Consider the following 18499-nt stretch of genomic DNA (forward strand, 5'->3'; position numbering starts at 1 on the left):
CCCTAGACCCATCGAGTTGTCCCAGCGGTTTTTTTGGACACGGTAAAACTTAGAGGTGATTTTATCGAGTTCTACCGGAGCGATACCGATCCCTTTATCGCTAATGCTGAGGGTTTTATCGTTTAAAGTGATGAGGACATCTTCTTCGGAATATTTCAGAGCGTTATCCACGAGGTTGGTGAGGACGAGTTCGATCATTGTTTTATCGGCAAATACCATTTTTCTATTTCCGTTATAGGTGATGGTTCGATCCGAATATTTAGCGTGCAAGATCGAAATGGTCTCATTGCACACTTCGGAAATATCAAACTCACTTGGTTTGACTCTGAGATCGTTGTTTTCGAGTTTGACGGAAAGGGCAAGCCGATCCAACATAAGGGTGATACGATGGGTATTGGAGAGAATTTTTTCGAGAAATTTGTAACGGATTTTGGGATCGAGATTTAAATCATCATGGAGTGTTTCGGCATATCCCATAATGGCGGCGATAGGATTTTTAAATTCATGGCTGATCGCCGAGAGAATATCGTTTTGCTGTTTGTTGATGAGGCGGAGTTTGGCGGTATGTTTCCGTTTTTGTTTGTCTCGACTGTGGAGTTTTTTCACCAAATTTTTGAGCATGATCGAGATTTGCAAAAACTCTCGGAAATATTCAGGTTTAAGAACGGCGCGATAGTTTTTTGCCGATATCTGATCGAGAAAGTGGGTAATTTGGAGAATATCATAATGGGCTTTTTTTGAGATATTATAGGCGATGACGAGGGCGATAATGACCAAAATAGTAAAAGCCCCTACGAGTTGTATCCATAGCGTATAAAAGTGATTCATTACGCTCTCTAAACTCATTGCCAGACGGATATAAAAGATTCGATCAGGGGTAGTAATTTTGTGTGCGACATAGATAAAATCGGTCTTGACAGTGTTGGAGTAGCGAACCGAAACCCCATAAGGCTGCATCATTGCTTGCATGATTTCGACCCGTCCAGCGTGATTTTCCATTGTTTTTTTATCAGCATCGCTCTCCGCTAAAACATCGCCGTTTTCAGCGATAACGGTGACGCGAAGAAAAGTTTTTCCGGATGATTGAGCAACGAAACGGTCAAAATCTTTCGTCGAGGTTAATAGAGGCTCTAGGAGGCTGATATTTTCGATGAGCCGTTCTTGCCCATCTTGAATAATCATCGATTTGAGGGTATAGTAGCTGATCAAAGAGGCGACCAAAAGGGCGGCGAGAAATAGCCCTAGAACATTAAGAAAGAAAAGCTGATGGATCCTTAGCACAGGGTGTAGCCGACTCCCCGTACCGTTTTAATATATTCTTTGGTTTTATCGGGATCAATTTTCTCTTTTAGACGATTGATGGCGACGTTAACGGTACGGTCTTGATACACATCATCGCTTCCCCATACGTGCTCAAGGAGATAATCCCGTTCCAAGACGACGTTTTCATTGAGGATAAGCGCATAGAGAAGATCAAATTCGAGTTTGGTGAGTTCTACAGTAGCTGAATCGATTGTCACGGTACGAGCCGCGAGATTGAGGGTGATATCGCGGTAGGTGATGATCCCCTCTTTGGACTTTTTCTGGGTTCGGCGTAGAATCGCTTTGACTCGCAATATGAGCTCTTTCATGCTGAATGGTTTTGTGATGTAATCGTCTCCGCCTCGTTCAAATCCCTGTTCGATCTCTTCATCTTTGTGTTTGGCACTGACGAAAATCACGGGGGTTTGGACGCCTCGTTTGCGTAGAGATTCGATAAACTCCGATCCCTCTGCACCCGGAAGATTTCTATCCATCAAAATGAGATCGATATTCTCCTCTTCGAGTGCCTCTAAAACGTGTTTGGTATTGAGAAAACCGATCGTCTCATACCCTTCGCGTCCAAGGTGAAACTCCATCAGCTCTAAAATATCTTGTTCATCTTCAACAATCAGTATAAGCGTTTCCACCGACAACCTCTTTTGGATAAATTTCGTATCGAATCGCATAGATATTAATTGTGGAGATTTAACTCTCCACCCTTTTGAGCGTACAGCATCAAAGAAGCGATATTGACCGTGCGATCACCGATCCGTTCTAATTTGCGTAATGTACCGAGTACTTTGACATACTCCACCGCGAGTTCATCGGCATCGATGATGAGGTTGAGAAGCTCTTTTTCCATAATAGAGAAAAGATCATCGTTTTTAGACTCTTCGACCATCACCTTACGATAGGTATCATCGGCATCACATACATCGATGTTGTTGAGACATTCTAAAATATATTGTAGCGCATTGATCGTCGTTTTGTGCAATTGGATAATTGCATTGGTTAAAACAGACATATCACATCCACCCGAGCAGTGCTCTTGGAGACGTTTGCTGTATTTTTTGATCCCATCGCCTATACGGTCGATTTCGTTGGTAATTTTGAGATAGGCAACGAGAAGACGGAGTTCGTCTGCTTCCGGACCGAAGAGAGCGAATGTTTTGATAATTTCATTATCGATTTTATTTGCACCTTCTTGGAGATTTTTTACGTGCACGCGCGATGCTTCGAAGAGAGTATTATTATCGGTTTCGAACGCTTGCAGCGTCTCTTCACTCGATTGGATAATGTGCGAAAGTAGCGAGGAGATCATCCCGCGAATTTCGATTAATTTGTTTTCATAGCGTGGTAGCATGAAGGTGCCTTTGATATAAATGATGTGCGCGATTATAACGGTTGTTTATAACAGAAGGATTACAGACCCATTTGCTTCTCGTAATCGAATCGTTACCCTATAATTCTACAATGTCGCCATCAAAAATTCCCAAAGGATTTCATAATGCTTAAAAATGTAACAAAAGGTTTGGTGATCGCCGCTATCGCAGCAACATCAATGATCGCAGCAGACAAAATCAACGGCGCGGGGGCAACGTTCCCGGCTCCATGTTATTATGACTGGGCATACAACTACCAAAAAGCAACTAAAACCCGTGTGAATTACCAATCTATCGGTTCAGGCGGCGGTATTAAACAAGTATCTGAGCGTGTTGTGCATTTCGGAGGGACAGATGCTCCATTGACTCCAAAAGAGTTGGATCAAGCAAAACTTCTCCAATTCCCTGCTGTTTTTGGTTCAATCGCAGTGGCACATAACCTTCCGGGTGTTAAAGATGAAGCATTGAAACTCAAAAACAGTGTTGTTGCTGAAATTTTCGCGGGTACCATTACGATGTGGAATGATCCGAAAATCGCTGCGGACAATGCGGGAATCGATCTCCCTGCGAAAAAAATCATCGTTGCTCACCGTTCTGACGGATCAGGAACGACGCACGTATTTACGGATTATTTGAGTAATGTGTCACCTATGTGGAAAAGCAAATTTGGAACCGGTAAAGCGATCGGTTGGGCAACGGGTGTCGGCGGAAAAGGAAATGAGGGTGTAACCAATATCATTAAAGAGACTCCGTATTCTGTCGGATATATCGAAAATGCGTACAAAGAGAAAAACAACCTTTCAGCTGCAACGTTGCAAACGGCAAGCGGTAAATGGGTAAGCGCACGTCAACAAAATTTCCAAAATGCGATCAATCAAGCGTCTTGGACGAAAAAAGATCATTTTTACGGTTCACTTGTAGCGGAAAAAGGGGACTCTACGTATCCGATCGTAGCGGCAACCTATATCCTTATGCCACGCGAGACACCGGATATCAATGCAGAAGTTATCAAATTCTTTGACCACTCGTTCCGTAACGGTGATAAAGCGGCTCAAAAACTCGGGTATATCCCACTTCCGGTTGATGCGACAAATCTTGTTCGCCAATACTGGGCAGAAAATATTAAATAATTTTTACTTTCCATTGGCGGGACTCAAGTCCCACCTCCAAGTAAAGCTTAGTCGGAAATGGGACTTGAGTCCCGTTTTTTTTGTATGCTCACCTCTAAGAACATCTCTGTGTGTTTAGAGGTGTCCTAATCAGACCCAACGTTTATTCTCCTTCTTCGAATTCCTTAAGTTTAGCTCCATCGTCCTTGCGTATGCGTTCTGTGGAGCATTTTTCTATTCTAATTCCCCTGTTTTTTATTCATTTTCCTTATCGTAATCATTCTGTAATGTAACATTGACGTAATCTACTTTCTCTACAATGACACCATTAAAAAACAGGAGTGATTCTTATGAAAAAAGTTGCATTATCTGCCCTTGCTGCGGCGATGATCAGTGGTATCGCATCAGCGGATGCTTTGACCCTTTACAGTGATCCTAAAACAGGACAAGTATATACTACTGCCGGCGAAGGTCGTGTAGAGATGGGCGATTTCATCAGCGCAAAAGAAGTTGATATGGCGCAACGCGAAGCGGAATCAAAATTTTCTGAATATCAAGATAAACAAAAAAAATACGTTAACGTGAAATCAAAAGCAAAAACGCTTGAGTTTAGCGGTACACATTATCTTGGTTTTACAACGTCTGAACCTACAACTCAATCTTCTACTGCAGGACGTTCATCGGGATTTGAAATGCGTCGTAACTATCTTCAAGTTAAAGCATTCTTTAACGATAAAGACTATGCACGTGTAACGATGGATACAACTAAAGAGTTGGCATCATATGTAGGTACAGCTGAAGATACAGGGACTGATAATTTGAAAACTTCACAAGGTGGTGGTTATGCGGATATGTTCGTAAAATACGCTTACCTCTATTTGGATAACATTCTCCCATATACTGGTGTAGAGATGGGTATCGTTCACCGCCCATGGATCGATTATGAAGAGCACAACTCATGGCATTACCGTTCATTCAACAAAGTTGCTTTAGAAGAAAAATCATCAGCTACAACTGTTACCGAAACGGGTCTAGACCTTGTAAACTCAGCGGATTTCGGTATCAACTTTAAAACTAAAACTGAAAATTTCAGCTCTGAAATCGGTGTATTCAACGGTGAAGGTTACCATGGTGATAAAATTGCTGGAAACCAACAAAACGATTCACGCCTTTCTGTCGAGTGGCGTTTGACCGGTCACTTGATCGGAAGCGGTGAAAAAGTGGGTAAAGCAGATCGTACTAAAGATACGTATGCTCAGATTTCTACATTGGGATTGGTATCTCACAACCATAAAGACAATGCTGTTGCAATCGGGGATGCGGCTGAGTACGATCGTTCATTTTATGGTATTCATGCGGTGTACAATCAACCGGAATTCTTGCTTGCGGCACAATACGTGAAAGCAGAAGATGACGTTCGTATCAGTACCGGTACCGATCTTGAGTACGATTTATTCTCCATTAATGCTGAAATCCGTCCGTTTACCGATTGGACCATCATCGGACGTTACGATGATTACAAAAAAGAGAACAAAACAGCAGCCGGTGTGAAAACAGTTAACTACGAAGGTGAGAAAAAAATCGTTGCCCTCGCGTATAAATACAACAAAAATGTAAGCTTCATCGGTACGGCTAAATATTGTGATGAAAAAAATGGAGCGGGTGTAACTACTGCATATGATAAAGATATTTACATGCTCACTACTGAATTGAAATGGTAATCTAACTTTTTATTCTCTCTTTCTTCTCTCGTCATCCCCGATCAAGTCGGGGATCCAAGTAACTTTCTAAATAATTTTTTTGATGGATCCTCCGGTCTTTACCGGAGGATGAGCAAGGTATGCTACAATACCTCTACATCACTTTATAAAGAAACCCAATCATGATCCCTATTAATCTAATTCTCACTGTTGTCGGGCTTTTGTTTCTTCTCATCGCATTGGTCGCTTTGTATGTTTGGAGCAGTAAAAAGAAAACTCCTTTCACCGAAGTTCCTATGACTATCGAAACCTTTGAATCGCTCAGCGCCATTATCAAAAATCGATCATCCGGCAGTGCTGAACTCACCCATGCGGTAGAGATGATTCTGGTCCGTTTTGGTACGATTAATTCACACACAATAAGCACGTATAAGGTTCTCATGGAAGCGTTGTGTACCCATCCTGCAACCGACTCAAAACTAATACTGAAATTTGAAAAAACATTACGCATTAATAATCCCAGTTTTGCCCCAGTTATAGAACAAGCACTGGCAAGCGGATTGGCGGCGAGAGGATAGGTTTAGGAGCGACGAAGGCTCCGCGAGTCGTTAGGGTACTTTGATCTCAATGGTTGCAGAAGATCGCAGGGCTGTTGTCGTTTTCGTCATCGTTGCTTTAAATTTTTCCAATTTTAGAAATTGGGTAATCTCTTTTTTTGCGGCTTCAAACGGAACCGTTTTATCACCTTGTTTCATCTTATCTTTGTTGGCATCGTAAAATGTTTGTGCTTCTTTATCGGTGACGGTGATTTTCGCCATTTGTTGCTTCATCCACATATCAACTGCTAAATCGTTTTTGATTGCTGCGTATTGTGCTTTGAATGCAGGGGTATTTTGGATACCGCTTGCGGCTACTTGAGCTTTGATCAGCTCTTGATTGACGAGTTGTTCAACGACTTGTCGTTTCATTTTGGCATCGAGTTTGTCAAAACTCATCCCCCCCATCGCTTTACTAACAAAAGCGTTAGCATCGTTAGTCGTAATTGCTTTGCCATTGACGGTAGCGAGTGTCAACGGAGCAGCAAAAACAAACGAAGAGGATACGATAAGTGTAGCGAGAGCGAGGGAGAATTTCATACGGTTCCTTTGGGAAAAAATTATAGGTATTATAGTGCGTGTTGGATACAAAAATGCTAATGCTACAGGAGAAATAGTCTCATATAGCATCAAGAAGGATATATTAAAAAAACTCCAAAGCATCATCCTCATCGTTGAGGGGTGATTCTGTACTAAATGCCGATTCGAGTTCGAGGCAAGTGTTGGCGAATGAGGCGTCAAAATAGTTGACGAATTCAAGATCTTGGTTGATGAATACGGTTTCGATCCATTTGTCCAAATCATCAAAAAGTGCTACGATGATATCGATGATAAGATTCTTTTTTTCAAGATTTTCAAATATTGCAGGATCAATGTCTCGGATAAATGTGGACATATGCAGAGCTGCTTGAACAGTGACAGGAAAGAGATTTAAGTCATTGATGACCTCAATAATTTTGAGAAGTCCATCGGTAGTTTTGATAATGACTGTTTTGGTGGTTTGTGTATCGGCTATATCCAAATCGATCAATTGCTGTTGATAGGAATAAATATTTTCACGGAATTTATCGATACGTTCCAGTGAAAAAACATCGATTTCTCGTACTGCTTTTGCCATAGATGTATTTTTAAATGTGGTGCGCACCGAATACTTATCGATGAGAGAGGGGGATGCGGGTGTTGTTTCGGATGGCGTATCATCTTGAGGGAGAGAATCGGATTTTGCTTCGACGGATTCGCTGGATTGGGCGGGTTGGTTGCGCGCTCGAACGCGAAGATCGGCATTGTCTTTTGCCATTATACTCAATTGAGTAATGTACGAGTGTAGTAGTTTACGATCAGAGATATCACGAAGCAGGCGTTGGAAGACAGAGACAATCGATATCTCATCCGATGGACCGGATATGACACCGTCAATCCCTCTGGCTATAATATCTCGTAGATCGTTATAGTCATTACTGGCAAGAGCAATAATGATTTTTTGCTCATAAGATTTTTTTCGGATGGCTTTAAATAATTCTAAATGACCAAAATCATCTTCGCTAACGGATATGATGACAATCTCATAGCGATCTTGATCAGTATGCCATTTTTTGTACGCTTCACGGGGCTCTTTGCTGAGATAAACTTCGACAAATAAAGGTTCCAAAACATTTTTATAGAGATTTAGGCGCGATGAATCAGCGTCAATGACCATGATACGCATCCGTTTTGCGAATTCTGAAATGACTGAAAGGGTATTTTTATCCATAATGTTTTCCTTATTAAGTAATTGAGTTGATGCTGGAAGCAATTTCGTTTAGGAGAAGCTCTTTTTCAACGGCACCCATTTCATTGGCTATGCGGGGCATTCCGTATACGATGGCAGTGGTCGCTGATTCCCCATAAGTGTGGGCACCGGCATCACGCATCATTTTAAGCCCTTGTGCTCCGTCGCTTCCCATTCCGGTGAGGATATAACCGGTTGCATTTTTTCCGGCACATTTTGCGATGGATTTGAACAAAACATTAACACTGGGTTTGTGAGAATTGACTTTCGGATAATCTTTGATGAGTACTTTAAAAATACCGCCGATACTGTAGACCTCCATATGAAATCCCCCCGGTGCGATGAGAATCTTACCGTTTTCAACAACCTCATCGTGTGTTGCTTCGCTTACGATAGAATTGGGAGCCAATTGATTGAGTCGGTCAGCGAATGATTTGGTAAAGCCTTGAGGCATATGTTGTGTGATAACGATACCGGGATGGTTTGGCGCAAGATGTGAAATGATCTCTTCGAGGGCTTGTACTCCTCCCGTAGATGAACCTATAGCTACGATTTTTGTTGCAGGTGTCGTAGTAATAGGTTGTTTCTCTTTAGGTGCTTGAATGCTTTGCCGTGCACTTAAGCGAGCGTTAGCCATGACTCCCATACGGATTTTTTCCAAAAACTCACTTTGATAATCATGAAAAAAATCACTCAGATTAAGGCGTGGTTTTTCAATAACGTCAACGGCTCCAAGTCTCATCGCATCGATAGCCGCCGGTGAGCCTGCCGCAGTAAGAGTTGAGCAGATGATCACCGGTGTGGGGCGCTGTTCATTGATTTTTTTGAGAAAGGTGAGTCCGTCCATTTTCGGCATTTCAATATCGAGGATAAAAAGGTCGGGAAGTCCTGAGCTTTTAAATACTTCGAAAGCGTCCACCGGATTTTCGGCTTCACCGATGAGGGTGATATCGCTGGAACCTTCAAGAAGTTTTCGAAAGCCGTGGCGTACCATCGCCGAATCATCGATTACAAATACTTTTATCATTAAAAAAACTCCAAATCACTCAAGGTATCTTCCCGATTTTCGAGTCGGTTTTTCATAAATACGATCGAATTTTCAAGTGAATGTTCAAAAATATAAACATCTGAAAATAGGCGATTAACAAAAAAGTTTTTGACATACAGCGTGATGTCATCGACAATGTTGATCAAATAATCAAACCCTTCAAGGGTTGAGATATCAATGGAGTCAAAGTTAAAATGGCGTAAATAGTCACCTAGATTTTTAAAAATTCGAGAGACATGGTGGGTGTAGTGGCTGTGGGCAAAAATTTGGGCTATAGCGTCCATGGCATCGGCTATTTCATTGAAAAGAGCAGGAGAGAGTTCACCATCTTTCAATCGTACCGATAGATTGTGCAGGGATTCGCATAGTAAGAGAATATTTCCCTCAAAAGTAACTTTGAGTGTTTCCAAATCGCTAGAATCATTGAGTAAATTTTCTAAGTCCAAAGAGAGGGAGAGCTGAATCATACTTTGTTTGGCTGCTAGTGCGGTAACAATTTTTTGAACCACGGCTTCATTAGTGCACGGTCGGCAGAGCATTGTATCTGCGATAGCATTGGCGGCACGATAGGCGAGGATATTGGAACTATCCGGAACAATGACGATAATCGCTATTTTCCAATCGGCTTGAGATATATGGGTACACAGACGGATGACTTCCTCAGGGTTATTGGATTCAATGATAACGGCATCCGGTTTCCATGTTGTCAAAATAGAGCTTAGGTGTTCTTCGGCGAGGTTATTGGCGGCATAGGAGTTATAAAGCTCAAATGCCTCTAAAACATCGGGTTGTGTCTGGAGAATAACGGTATTATCATCAAAAATAAGAATCCGTTTTTTATAGGCCAATACACCCAGAAATCCGGTATATTTTTTATTCATGGTAAGTTCCTGATCGTAGATTGAATCTTTTGTATCGCCGGAAGCAAAGAACGATGGAGATAATTTTTACATTCTCTCTCTACAAAATGTTTAAAACTGAGAATTTTGGCTTCATTTAGATCTCCTTGAATGGTGCCATCTGTTTTTAAACGAGAAATAAAATCACGTTCCTGGGAAGCGATTTCATAGACGGTCAGCCCGAAACGGCGGCTGTATTTAATCATCTCATTGTCATCGAGGGTGAGATAAGCGTTGGCATCTTCGTCGATGAGGTAATTTTGAACGGCATTAATATTTTGAAAAATCCCTCTCACATCACCGAAAAAGTTTTCAAACTGATGTTCGATGTATCGACTGTCTTTGGCTCGGTTGAGGACAAATAAGATAGGTAGCTCCGGACGTAGAAGTTTGAGTCGTTGATACACATCGATCGCATTAAGCCCGTCTTGTTCTCCGTCGAGAATCGGTATTAGGGCTAAATCGATAAAATGGATAGCACCCGATGTATCGAGTGCATCGAGAACAATGGTAGTGCTTTTGTTCCCTCCGATATCGATACAGGTCGGTTGTTCTTTGAGTACGAGTTCCAAAAGATCATCGCGTAAAAAAGGGGTGTCTACTCGAACGAGATTTCGACTAAGAAGTTGGGAAGCTCCATAGCTGAGGCTATCGGAGTTTTCATCATCACATTCATACAAAGAGACTTTTTGGTGTTGAGCGAGTTCAAACAACGCCGGAACAATGAGTTGAATCGAGATGGTTGATTTGCCGACCCCCCCTTTGGTAGAGACACATAAAACTTTTGCATTGCGCGACATTATTCTGTCTCCTTTCGGTAGATTGAATTTTCAATATAGGTCAACTGTTCAATCGGAAGATGTTTTATACTTTCGGTCAGCGAAATAATTAAAAATCCTCCGACTTTAAGATTTTTAATCGTATTGCGAACGACGATTTCCCGTGTGGCATCGTTAAAATAAATAAGAACATTGCGTAAAAATATAATATCGAATTTTCCAAGTTCTTGTTGTTCTTTTAATAAATTTCCCTCTTTAAAGGTAACTTTTTCAATGATATTGGGATGGATCAGAAATTGATGTGCATAGGTACCTTTCCCTTTTAGACATGATTTACTTCGAAGTTCCGGAGGGATTTTATCCACCCAAACCTCAGGGTAGAGTCCAATACGGGCTTTGTTGAGAACCTCCGTATTGATATCTGTGCCGATGATCTGATAGCCATTAGAACCTAATATGGAGTCTAAAAGCATAGCGGATGAATACGCTTCAGCTCCCACCGATGCAGCTGCACTCCAAACACTGAACGGCTCGGGCGAACGGTGTTTGGAAGCGATAGATGCTAAAAAATCAAAATGGAGCATTTCACGAAAAAAATAAGTTTCATTCGTGGTTAATTGGTTAATCATCTCAATACGTTCATCGCGATTGAATTGAACCACACGGATGTAGTCGTTAAATTTTGTAAACTTGTAGTGCGCCATCCGTTTAAAGAGACGATTTTGCACCATACTCTTTTTGCTCTCATCAAGGGTGATTCCCGCTTCATCAAAAATGATTTTTTGGATCAGTGCAAATTCATTATCCGTTAGTGTTATCGGTGGATTGGTCATCGGATTTGTTCCATTATCGCAGATTCCAATGCTTCGATATTAACTTTGCCGATAACGCGGTTGACCCCTTGGCGGAGGAGGGATTCGCTCATTTGGGAGTTAGACATATTGGTATGAACGATTAGATGAATTGCATTGTATTTTGGGTTGTTTCGAAGGGTAGAGATAACGGTATAGCCGCTCATAACCGGCATCTCAAGATCGGTAATGACGAGGGCTATTTGTTCTTCAGGCGTTTGTTGCAAGGCATCGATAAGTTCGGCACCGTTTTCATAAATTTTATAAGGTGTTCCCATTTTGCTCAAGAGTTTTTCAACCATTTTGCGTATAAAAAGACTGTCATCCGCAAAAAAAATGATTTTGTTACTCAGATGGCGAGGTGTTATGTGCTCAAGGGAACGGAGCGTTTGTTCAGAGGATTCATGAAACAGATCCAAAAGCATTTTATCACTGTCGAAGATAGTGCATAGATGCAGTGCACCTCGAATCTTAATGTTAGCGATAAAGGATGTATTCGGATTGCTCTGAGCCGTGGATTCCATCTCATGCGGCTCGATGACAACAATATCTTCAATCCTTTTAACGATCATAGCAATGCGGTGACCCCCGAATGTAGCCATAATCATTAGCTCGTATTCCTGCGAATTCAAAACAGGATTTCCGAACCATTGATCAAAAATAAACAAAGGGGTCATATGTCCACGAATTTGTGCCGTACCGATGATGTGTCTATGGTCGGTATTTTTAGCAATCTCTAGTATATCATAGATGAGAATTTCTTCTATTTTGGCAATATTGATAGCGTAAAATTCGTTATTTGAACCTTCAAATATGAGATATTGATTCGCATCATTAGCATTTGAAGTGACGAGTTTTACCAGATCGATTTCATCGTCATCATCCCAATCCTGAAGAGAATTTTCGTGTTGATACGTACTCATGTTAGCCCTTTTGGTTCGCTAAGAGAGTGAATGTTTAAAAGATTTTTTAAATCAAGCAGCATGATATAGTTCTCTTTATAGGCGATGATGGATTGGATATATTTTTTTTCTATTTTGAGCCCGAAAGGGGGGCACTCAAGAAAGTCCGAAGGATTGAAAGTCTCTACTTCTAAAATCTCATCTACGATTAATCCGATCGAAAGGATTTCATCTTCCACATGTAAACGGACAATAATGACCGATGTGCGTGGAGTAAGGAGTGTCGGATGTCCCCAAATTAACCCTGCTAGATCAATGATGCCGATAATATTTCCGCGAATATTGGCGACCCCTAAAATAGATGGATTAATCATTGCTATCGTAGTGATAGGGGGAAATTCAATGATTTCGACTACATCAGCTGAGGGGAGTGCAAAAAGTGTTTGGTCGGATAAAAACAAAACAAATTGATCCCCCTCTTTCAGGGTAAAATCGAGATCATCATCCCAAGCATCATTCATCATCGTGTCCATATTTAATAGCTGTCAAATTCTCGAAGATCCAAGCCCTGATGCGATTGTGGCGTTCCGAGGGTATAATCGCTTTTCGTCTCATTTGGATGATGTATAGACTCAGAACGATGAGGAGAAGGCTCTTTTAAAGAGGGGTTGGAATGGTCATCTTTGAGTCTGAAAAATTTCATCATATCGGTAAGAGAGGAGGCTTGTACATTTAATTGTGTGGCAGTGGATGCTAGCTCTTGAGATGCACCGGCGGTTTGTTGCGTGACTTGATCGAGTTGATTCATAGCGATGCTAATTTGCCCTATTCCAGCATCTTGTTCGGTTGCTGCAACTGAAATATCACGAATGAGAGAAGCCGTTTCGAGAATTTTAGGGAGAGCATTGGAGATGAGTGATCCTGCTTCTTCAGAAATAGCAACACTTTTTCCGGTAATTTCACTGATCTCTTTTGCGGCAATTTGAGAGCGTTTGGCTAATTTTCGTACTTCTGCGGCAACAACGGCAAATCCTTTTCCATGTTCCCCTGCACGAGCTGCTTCGATAGCGGCATTCAGTGCTAAGAGATTGGTTTGGTAAACAATATCTTCGATAATTTTGATACGATCGGCAATGTTGCGCATGGCTTCAACCGTTTTAGCTACTGATTCCCCTCCGCTTTTTGCCATTGTGGAGGCTTCGGATGCCAGTTCATTGGTTTTTTTGGCATTATTGGCGGTTTCATTGATGGATCCATTCATCTCTTCGATGGAGCTAGTCGTCTCTTCGATGGATGAAGCTTGAACTTCGGCACCGTGTGAGAGCGAGTTGGATGATTTACTTACTTCACTAGATGCCATTGTAATCTCATTGGCACTTATAACGATTCGAGTGATCATCTCCACAAGGCTGCTAACAAATTCATTAACAGAATGTTGGATGAGCGCTAGGTCTCCGGGGAGTTCCATGGAAATGCGTCGAGTTAAATCACCGTTTTCTAAGCTTTTGAGGGTTTCACCCAGTTCAGTGACGATATCGTAGAGGGTTTGCATCGATAGATTGGTTGAGATTTTAATAGCATCCAAATCACCCGGTAATTCGATCTCAATACGTTCGTTTAATTCACCTCGACTCAGTGCCGCCATGACACGGGTAACTTCGGCAATAGATTGATTAAGGATCATCCCCATGGAATTGATGGCTTCTGTAATTTTTGCGTAATCACCGTTAAATTGGGTGGTGACTTGGGCACTTAAATTGCCTTGTACGTACTCTTCCATGACATTTTGAATCGTATTTAGGACGTGTACAACCGCTTCGGTAGCACTGTTTTGCTGTTCAACGATTTTAGTAAAATCTCCACTGTATCGATCCGTATCAACCCGTATTCCCAAGTTCCCTCCTTGCATCGCACGAGCCGAGAGTGATGCATCTACTAAAAGATTATGAAGCACTTCTGCAAGGGTGTTAACTGATTCTTTTAGGGTGTTAAAATCGCCATAATATTGTGTACTGACTCGTGCGGTAAAATCTCCGTTTTTGATGCGGGTAAGGACATACGAAATATCCCTCGTGGCGCACATGCTGAGATCGACGTTATAATTAATACTATCGGCAATCTTGCTGAACCCTCCTATATAGTGGAGGTTTTCTATCCGATAATCCATATTCCCGTGTAAAATAGCATTATTAAAATAAGCGGTATCGTTTTGAAGGGTATTTAAAAGGTCGCGAAGGGAGTGAATTTGGGTAAAAATTTCATCATGAGCACCGTCCATGGAGTTAAACTGTTCCTCAAAACGCCCTTCTTTAAGAGCTTTTATCGCCTCTGCTATGTAGTTTAGGTTCGTATCATAATTCATTGTTGACCCTTTTATCGGTATGTATCGATTGCATTGTGCAGATTGCTAAAGAGCTGATCAGTATGGCTCTCAACGGTTTGAAGGATGGATGATAACTCTTCAGCAGAGGTTCCTGCTGCACTTTTGTGGAGGTAGCTTTCCATGAGATGGTGAACCTCTTCGTGGGCATGGATCGCCTTGTTCCATGACGGATGAGCGGTAAATGGCATATTTTGCAGTTCGATCAGTTTTTTTCCGAATCGGCAGCAACAGGGTTTGACCACTTCGGTATTCCATTTTTTCTCTTTTACTGCATGGATAATATTATGTTTGAAAATGACATGATCAATATAAAATTGATCAAAATCGATATTCATCACACCTACATTACTGACCGATTTTTGCATGGCTAGCCGATCAATAAAACGATCGTAAGAGATACCGCGTTCATCCAAAAAGTCCAGAAAAAATTGAAAAGAGGCATCCAACGAGTTGTATTTTTCATGTTCAAGCACGGCAGCATAAATTTTACTGACTTCTTCTTTGATAAATGGAGAGATAGGTCGGCGATACGATGCTATTTTAACCACTTGAGCGTTTTCAATGATGGGCGTTACAAACGCTTTGACCCAATAATAGTTGCCATTTTTGGCTCTATTTTTAACATAAGCGTAGAGAGCTTGTCCGGACAAAATTCGATCCCATAAGAGTTTAAATACTGTTTTTGGCATATCCGGATGGCGGATAATATTGTGAGGCTGTCCGATCAGTTCATCACGTGTGTATCCTGCTATCGAACAAAAAACATCATTGACATAAATAATATTTCCAAGCGGGTCGGTCATGCTGACAATCAGTTCATGATCGTCAAATAAAATCTCTTCTGAGGTTGAGGTGGTGTTCATCTTTTCTCCTTTATCGTTGGTCATGTTGTATTACATATTCGATGAGTGCCGGAATATCAAAAATCAAGGCGATCTCCCCACTCCCCAAAATCGACCCTCCGGATATTCCGGGAACTTTTTGAAAGAGCGGACCGAGCGTTTTTACGACGGTTTGATGTTCTCCGAAAAGCTCTTCGACAATGAGTCCGGCACGATAGGAACCATACCGTATGATAACAATGTTTTGTCGTGAAAACAAGAGGTGCTCTGTTGTTTGAAAATAGTGTTTAACATCGAGTATCGGGAGAAGCTCTCCTCGTAAGTTGAGCAGAGGTGCTTCAGCAATCTCGATGAGAGTTTCGGAACGTAACTCCAATACTTCTTGGATCATTTGCTGTGGGATAATGTATTTGGTAGAACCGGCCTGTACTAAAAAGCCGTCAATAATGGCAAGCGTCAGCGGAAGGGTAATGATAAATTTGCATCCTAGACCGATTCGGTTGATAATATCGATACGCCCTTTCAGCGATTCGATATTTTGTTTAACCACATCCATACCAACACCTCGCCCAGAGATATCTGAAATGGTATCCGACGTTGAAAAACCCGGATGAAAAATGAGCATATTGATAGCTTCGTCACTGAGAGTATCGTGCGACGATACAATCCCTTTTTCGATGGCTTTTCGGTGAATGACGTGGGTATTGAGTCCTCGTCCGTCATCCTCAATTTCTATAACGATTGTTCCTGATTCGGGATAAGCACGTAGCCAAATCTGACCGTGATCTGTTTTGCCATTAGCACGGCGCTCTTCGGCACTTTCTATCCCATGATCGATAGAGTTGCGTAACATATGAACGAGAGGGTCATTGAGTTTTTCAACTACCGCTTTATCCAATTCGGTTTCTCCACCGCTGATGGAAAAATCGATCGTTTTACCAAGCTTTTTAGCCACATCGCTAACATTTCGGCGGAGTTTGGCAAAGGACTCTTCGACTTGTACCATTCGAATATCCATGATCGTATCTCTCAGGGCATCGAGCATCTCCGTAAAAGTTTGAGTTGCCTCTTCTAATTCGGAATCGTCATACTTTTCGCTTATTTGCACTATTTTGGCATTGGTAATGACCATTTCGCTGAGCTGATTGATTAAAAGGTCAATTTTTTGAAAATCGACCCGTAGAAAAGCTGATTTAGCAACGGAAGTATTTTTTGGACTTTCTTTGGAAGGTTCCGTAAAAGATGGGACACGTAAAGGTGTTGGAGTTACAGGTGGAGCAGAGACGATGTTTACAGGTGGTATTTGCGATTCATTTGGCGTGATAGATGGAAATCCTTCTGTAAAAAGATGCTCATACATCGACGCTTTTTTAAGAACCTCGATAACTTCCGGTCGTTTGTCACAAAGCTCTTGCAGTGAAGCTGTATTATCAGAAGGGAACAAGATAAGATCGATGTCTTCGGCTACAAATTCAAAGATTTCTTCGATAGCAGAGCAGGTATTGGAGGTTAAAAAAAAGATCTCAAATCCAATATAAGGGATAAAAGGATCATAGCTATCAAGCATAGGAATGAAATCGGTAACAGGTAAGATAGTAATGATATCGCCCTCTGAAGAGAAAAAATCGAAAATGGAGAGGATGTCCATCCCTGTTTTAAAAAACTCTTCTTTAAAACGAAGAGAGATGTGCCACACCCTCTCACCGGATAGCGTATCGGTAGGGGATTCTACGGTTTGAAGCTGATTGGTATCGGATGTGGGTGTGAGTGAAGTGGCTAACATGGCACGAAGAGCTTCGTCACGGGTACGAATCTCTTCAGAGAGGGGAAGGGCATTGATGGCAGCGGAGACCATCTCTTCGACATGATCTTTGGAGCGTAATAAAATTTCGAGTATCTCTTCGGTGAGGGTTATTTTCTTTTGGCGCACCAAATCTAAAACATTTTCGGCAACATGAGTAAAAGAGACGATCTCGGTAAAATCAAACATACCTGCCGTCCCTTTAATGGTATGCATAGCCCGAAAAATAGCACCGATGGCGTCGTCATTAACCCCTTGCTCCACGATATCCATGAGTGCTTGCTCCATGAAATCGAGTTGAGCTTTTGCATCTTCTTGAAAATATTGTAACTCTTCATTCATGCTCAACCCCCAGTAATTCAGCACATCCTGATAATACAATAGCACTGATGAGAGAGGTTGAGAGACCGGTAAGTGTTAGCGTGTAGCCTAAAAGCTGAAGTGATTTTTGAAATGAGAGGAGCAGTTGAATGCCGCACATATCAATCGACGTAATTTCCGATAGATCGAGTGTTTCTGTAATATCCCAAGAAGACAATGTGTTGACGAGGAGATTTTGAGCTTCATTGACCTCGCTGATCGTCAATTTCTGTGATAAGAGCTTCATATCGCTATCGCATTAGTTTTTTCATCACAAGGAGAAATTTTTCTTTGTTAAATGGTTTTAACAGCCAAGCCTTAACTCCCAATTCTCTACCCACGGCTTTGAGTTCATCATTATTTTCTGTTGTTAGCATGACGATAGGGACGAAAGAACCTCCGGGGAGCTGTTTGATTTCACGAATCATATCAAACCCACCCATAACAGGCATATTGATATCACTAAAAATAAAATCGATACCGGTATTTTTGAAAATTTCTATCCCTTGCACCCCATTTTCTGCGAGTATTGCCTCATGACCCGCTTCAACTATCGCTTTTTGGGCAACCATACGTATCAGGCTTGCATCATCTACTACTAAAATTTTTGCCATATTATCTCCTTGCTTTAGGTATCCGTTTTTATTCGCGAATTTGTTCAATAATTTTTTGAAATTCTCTACCATCCAATCCGAAACGTTCAGCAAGTTCGACTGCTGCTTGGATAGAATGATCGCTTAGCTGTTCTTTGAGATTGATAGCGGTTGAAATAACAGC

19 protein-coding genes are annotated in these 18499 nt (G+C 41.6%); 3 read left to right on the forward strand and 16 right to left on the reverse strand.

Annotated elements, in window-relative coordinates; translation table 11 throughout:
- The 3 genes from WA010_RS12095 to WA010_RS12105 all read right to left on the reverse strand — a co-directional run.
- On the reverse strand, positions 1 to 1281 hold a 1281-nt coding region (locus WA010_RS12095; RefSeq protein WP_422557369.1), incomplete at its 3' end, for a sensor histidine kinase.
- Positions 1275 to 1949, reverse strand: a complete 675-nt coding sequence (locus WA010_RS12100; RefSeq protein ID WP_422557370.1) for a response regulator transcription factor — start codon at positions 1947 to 1949, stop codon at positions 1275 to 1277. The genes WA010_RS12100 and WA010_RS12095, both read right to left, overlap by 7 nt.
- 44 nt (positions 1950 to 1993) lie before the next feature.
- Positions 1994 to 2665 (reverse strand): phosphate signaling complex PhoU family protein, encoded by a 672-nt coding sequence (locus tag WA010_RS12105; protein ID WP_422557371.1) that lies wholly within the window; start codon positions 2663 to 2665, stop codon positions 1994 to 1996.
- Between the two features lie 144 nt (positions 2666 to 2809).
- On the opposite strand from WA010_RS12105, the gene pstS reads away from it, so the two are divergent.
- The 3 genes from pstS (at position 2810) to WA010_RS12120 (ending at position 6071) form a co-directional block, all read left to right on the forward strand.
- A complete protein-coding gene (gene pstS, locus WA010_RS12110) occupies positions 2810 to 3814 on the forward strand; it encodes a phosphate ABC transporter substrate-binding protein PstS (protein ID WP_422557372.1) in 1005 nt (334 codons plus the stop codon).
- Positions 3815 to 4143: 329 nt separating this feature from the next.
- On the forward strand, positions 4144 to 5514 hold the full coding sequence (locus WA010_RS12115; RefSeq protein ID WP_422557373.1) for a hypothetical protein: 1371 nt from the start codon (positions 4144 to 4146) through the stop codon (positions 5512 to 5514).
- Between the two features lie 161 nt (positions 5515 to 5675).
- Complete coding sequence (locus WA010_RS12120; protein ID WP_422557374.1) at positions 5676 to 6071, forward strand: hypothetical protein; 396 nt, start codon at positions 5676 to 5678, stop codon at positions 6069 to 6071.
- A gap of 30 nt (positions 6072 to 6101) precedes the next feature.
- Here WA010_RS12120 and WA010_RS12125 read toward each other — a convergent pair whose 3' ends face one another.
- The 13 genes from WA010_RS12125 to WA010_RS12185 all read right to left on the reverse strand — a co-directional run bounded on the left by WA010_RS12125 (position 6102) and on the right by WA010_RS12185 (position 18336).
- Positions 6102 to 6629 (reverse strand): hypothetical protein, encoded by a 528-nt coding sequence (locus tag WA010_RS12125; protein ID WP_422557375.1) that lies wholly within the window; start codon positions 6627 to 6629, stop codon positions 6102 to 6104.
- A 103-nt stretch (positions 6630 to 6732) separates the two neighbouring features.
- Positions 6733 to 7839 carry a hypothetical protein gene (locus WA010_RS12130; protein ID WP_422557376.1) on the reverse strand — a complete coding sequence of 369 codons (1107 nt, stop codon included), beginning with the start codon at positions 7837 to 7839 and terminating at the stop codon, positions 6733 to 6735.
- A gap of 13 nt (positions 7840 to 7852) precedes the next feature.
- Positions 7853 to 8884, reverse strand: a complete 1032-nt coding sequence (locus WA010_RS12135) for a protein-glutamate methylesterase/protein-glutamine glutaminase (protein ID WP_422557377.1) — start codon at positions 8882 to 8884, stop codon at positions 7853 to 7855.
- On the reverse strand, positions 8884 to 9786 hold the full coding sequence (locus WA010_RS12140; protein ID WP_422557378.1) for a hypothetical protein: 903 nt from the start codon (positions 9784 to 9786) through the stop codon (positions 8884 to 8886). The genes WA010_RS12135 and WA010_RS12140 overlap by 1 nt, the downstream gene beginning before the upstream one ends.
- Complete coding sequence (locus tag WA010_RS12145; protein WP_422557379.1) at positions 9783 to 10604, reverse strand: ParA family protein; 822 nt, start codon at positions 10602 to 10604, stop codon at positions 9783 to 9785. The genes WA010_RS12140 and WA010_RS12145 overlap by 4 nt, the downstream gene beginning before the upstream one ends.
- On the reverse strand, positions 10604 to 11416 hold the full coding sequence (locus WA010_RS12150; RefSeq protein WP_422557380.1) for a CheR family methyltransferase: 813 nt from the start codon (positions 11414 to 11416) through the stop codon (positions 10604 to 10606). The genes WA010_RS12145 and WA010_RS12150 overlap by 1 nt, the downstream gene beginning before the upstream one ends.
- Positions 11413 to 12357, reverse strand: coding sequence for a chemotaxis protein CheW (locus WA010_RS12155; protein ID WP_422557381.1), 945 nt, complete (start codon positions 12355 to 12357; stop codon positions 11413 to 11415). Before WA010_RS12155 ends, WA010_RS12150 begins: the two co-directional genes overlap by 4 nt.
- Positions 12354 to 12857: a chemotaxis protein CheW gene (locus WA010_RS12160; protein WP_422557382.1), complete on the reverse strand. Its 504-nt coding sequence runs from the start codon at positions 12855 to 12857 to the stop codon at positions 12354 to 12356. The genes WA010_RS12155 and WA010_RS12160 overlap by 4 nt, the downstream gene beginning before the upstream one ends.
- Before the next feature lie 14 nt (positions 12858 to 12871).
- Positions 12872 to 14698 (reverse strand): methyl-accepting chemotaxis protein, encoded by a 1827-nt coding sequence (locus WA010_RS12165; protein ID WP_422557383.1) that lies wholly within the window; start codon positions 14696 to 14698, stop codon positions 12872 to 12874.
- A gap of 11 nt (positions 14699 to 14709) precedes the next feature.
- Complete coding sequence (locus WA010_RS12170; RefSeq protein WP_422557384.1) at positions 14710 to 15582, reverse strand: PAS domain-containing protein; 873 nt, start codon at positions 15580 to 15582, stop codon at positions 14710 to 14712.
- A gap of 10 nt (positions 15583 to 15592) precedes the next feature.
- Positions 15593 to 17704: a chemotaxis protein CheA gene (locus tag WA010_RS12175; RefSeq protein WP_422557385.1), complete on the reverse strand. Its 2112-nt coding sequence runs from the start codon at positions 17702 to 17704 to the stop codon at positions 15593 to 15595.
- Positions 17697 to 17969, reverse strand: a complete 273-nt coding sequence (locus WA010_RS12180) for an STAS domain-containing protein (RefSeq protein WP_422557386.1) — start codon at positions 17967 to 17969, stop codon at positions 17697 to 17699. The genes WA010_RS12175 and WA010_RS12180 overlap by 8 nt, the downstream gene beginning before the upstream one ends.
- A 4-nt stretch (positions 17970 to 17973) precedes the next feature.
- Positions 17974 to 18336: a response regulator gene (locus WA010_RS12185; RefSeq protein WP_422557387.1), complete on the reverse strand. Its 363-nt coding sequence runs from the start codon at positions 18334 to 18336 to the stop codon at positions 17974 to 17976.
- Between the last annotated feature and the right edge of the window lie 163 nt (positions 18337 to 18499).

Origin of the sequence: Sulfuricurvum sp., from assembly GCF_049305995.1 — a bacterium.
GTDB lineage: Bacteria > Campylobacterota > Campylobacteria > Campylobacterales > Sulfurimonadaceae > Sulfuricurvum.

Bases quoted from the DNA above. Each gene is read 5' to 3' on its own strand.
- WA010_RS12105 (WP_422557371.1), bottom strand. From the start codon at position 2,665: ATGCTACCACGCTATGAAAACAAATTAATCGAAATTCGCGGGATGATC.
- pstS (WP_422557372.1), top strand. From the start codon at position 2,810: ATGCTTAAAAATGTAACAAAAGGTTTGGTGATCGCCGCTATCGCAGCA.
- WA010_RS12115 (WP_422557373.1), top strand. From the start codon at position 4,144: ATGAAAAAAGTTGCATTATCTGCCCTTGCTGCGGCGATGATCAGTGGT.
- WA010_RS12120 (WP_422557374.1), top strand. From the start codon at position 5,676: ATGATCCCTATTAATCTAATTCTCACTGTTGTCGGGCTTTTGTTTCTT.
- WA010_RS12125 (WP_422557375.1), bottom strand. From the start codon at position 6,629: ATGAAATTCTCCCTCGCTCTCGCTACACTTATCGTATCCTCTTCGTTT.
- WA010_RS12130 (WP_422557376.1), bottom strand. From the start codon at position 7,839: ATGGATAAAAATACCCTTTCAGTCATTTCAGAATTCGCAAAACGGATG.
- WA010_RS12135 (WP_422557377.1), bottom strand. From the start codon at position 8,884: ATGATAAAAGTATTTGTAATCGATGATTCGGCGATGGTACGCCACGGC.
- WA010_RS12140 (WP_422557378.1), bottom strand. From the start codon at position 9,786: ATGAATAAAAAATATACCGGATTTCTGGGTGTATTGGCCTATAAAAAA.
- WA010_RS12145 (WP_422557379.1), bottom strand. From the start codon at position 10,604: ATGTCGCGCAATGCAAAAGTTTTATGTGTCTCTACCAAAGGGGGGGTC.
- WA010_RS12150 (WP_422557380.1), bottom strand. From the start codon at position 11,416: ATGACCAATCCACCGATAACACTAACGGATAATGAATTTGCACTGATC.
- WA010_RS12155 (WP_422557381.1), bottom strand. From the start codon at position 12,357: ATGAGTACGTATCAACACGAAAATTCTCTTCAGGATTGGGATGATGAC.
- WA010_RS12160 (WP_422557382.1), bottom strand. From the start codon at position 12,857: ATGAATGATGCTTGGGATGATGATCTCGATTTTACCCTGAAAGAGGGG.
- WA010_RS12165 (WP_422557383.1), bottom strand. From the start codon at position 14,698: ATGAATTATGATACGAACCTAAACTACATAGCAGAGGCGATAAAAGCT.
- WA010_RS12170 (WP_422557384.1), bottom strand. From the start codon at position 15,582: ATGAACACCACCTCAACCTCAGAAGAGATTTTATTTGACGATCATGAA.
- WA010_RS12175 (WP_422557385.1), bottom strand. From the start codon at position 17,704: ATGAATGAAGAGTTACAATATTTTCAAGAAGATGCAAAAGCTCAACTC.
- WA010_RS12180 (WP_422557386.1), bottom strand. From the start codon at position 17,969: ATGAAGCTCTTATCACAGAAATTGACGATCAGCGAGGTCAATGAAGCT.
- WA010_RS12185 (WP_422557387.1), bottom strand. From the start codon at position 18,336: ATGGCAAAAATTTTAGTAGTAGATGATGCAAGCCTGATACGTATGGTT.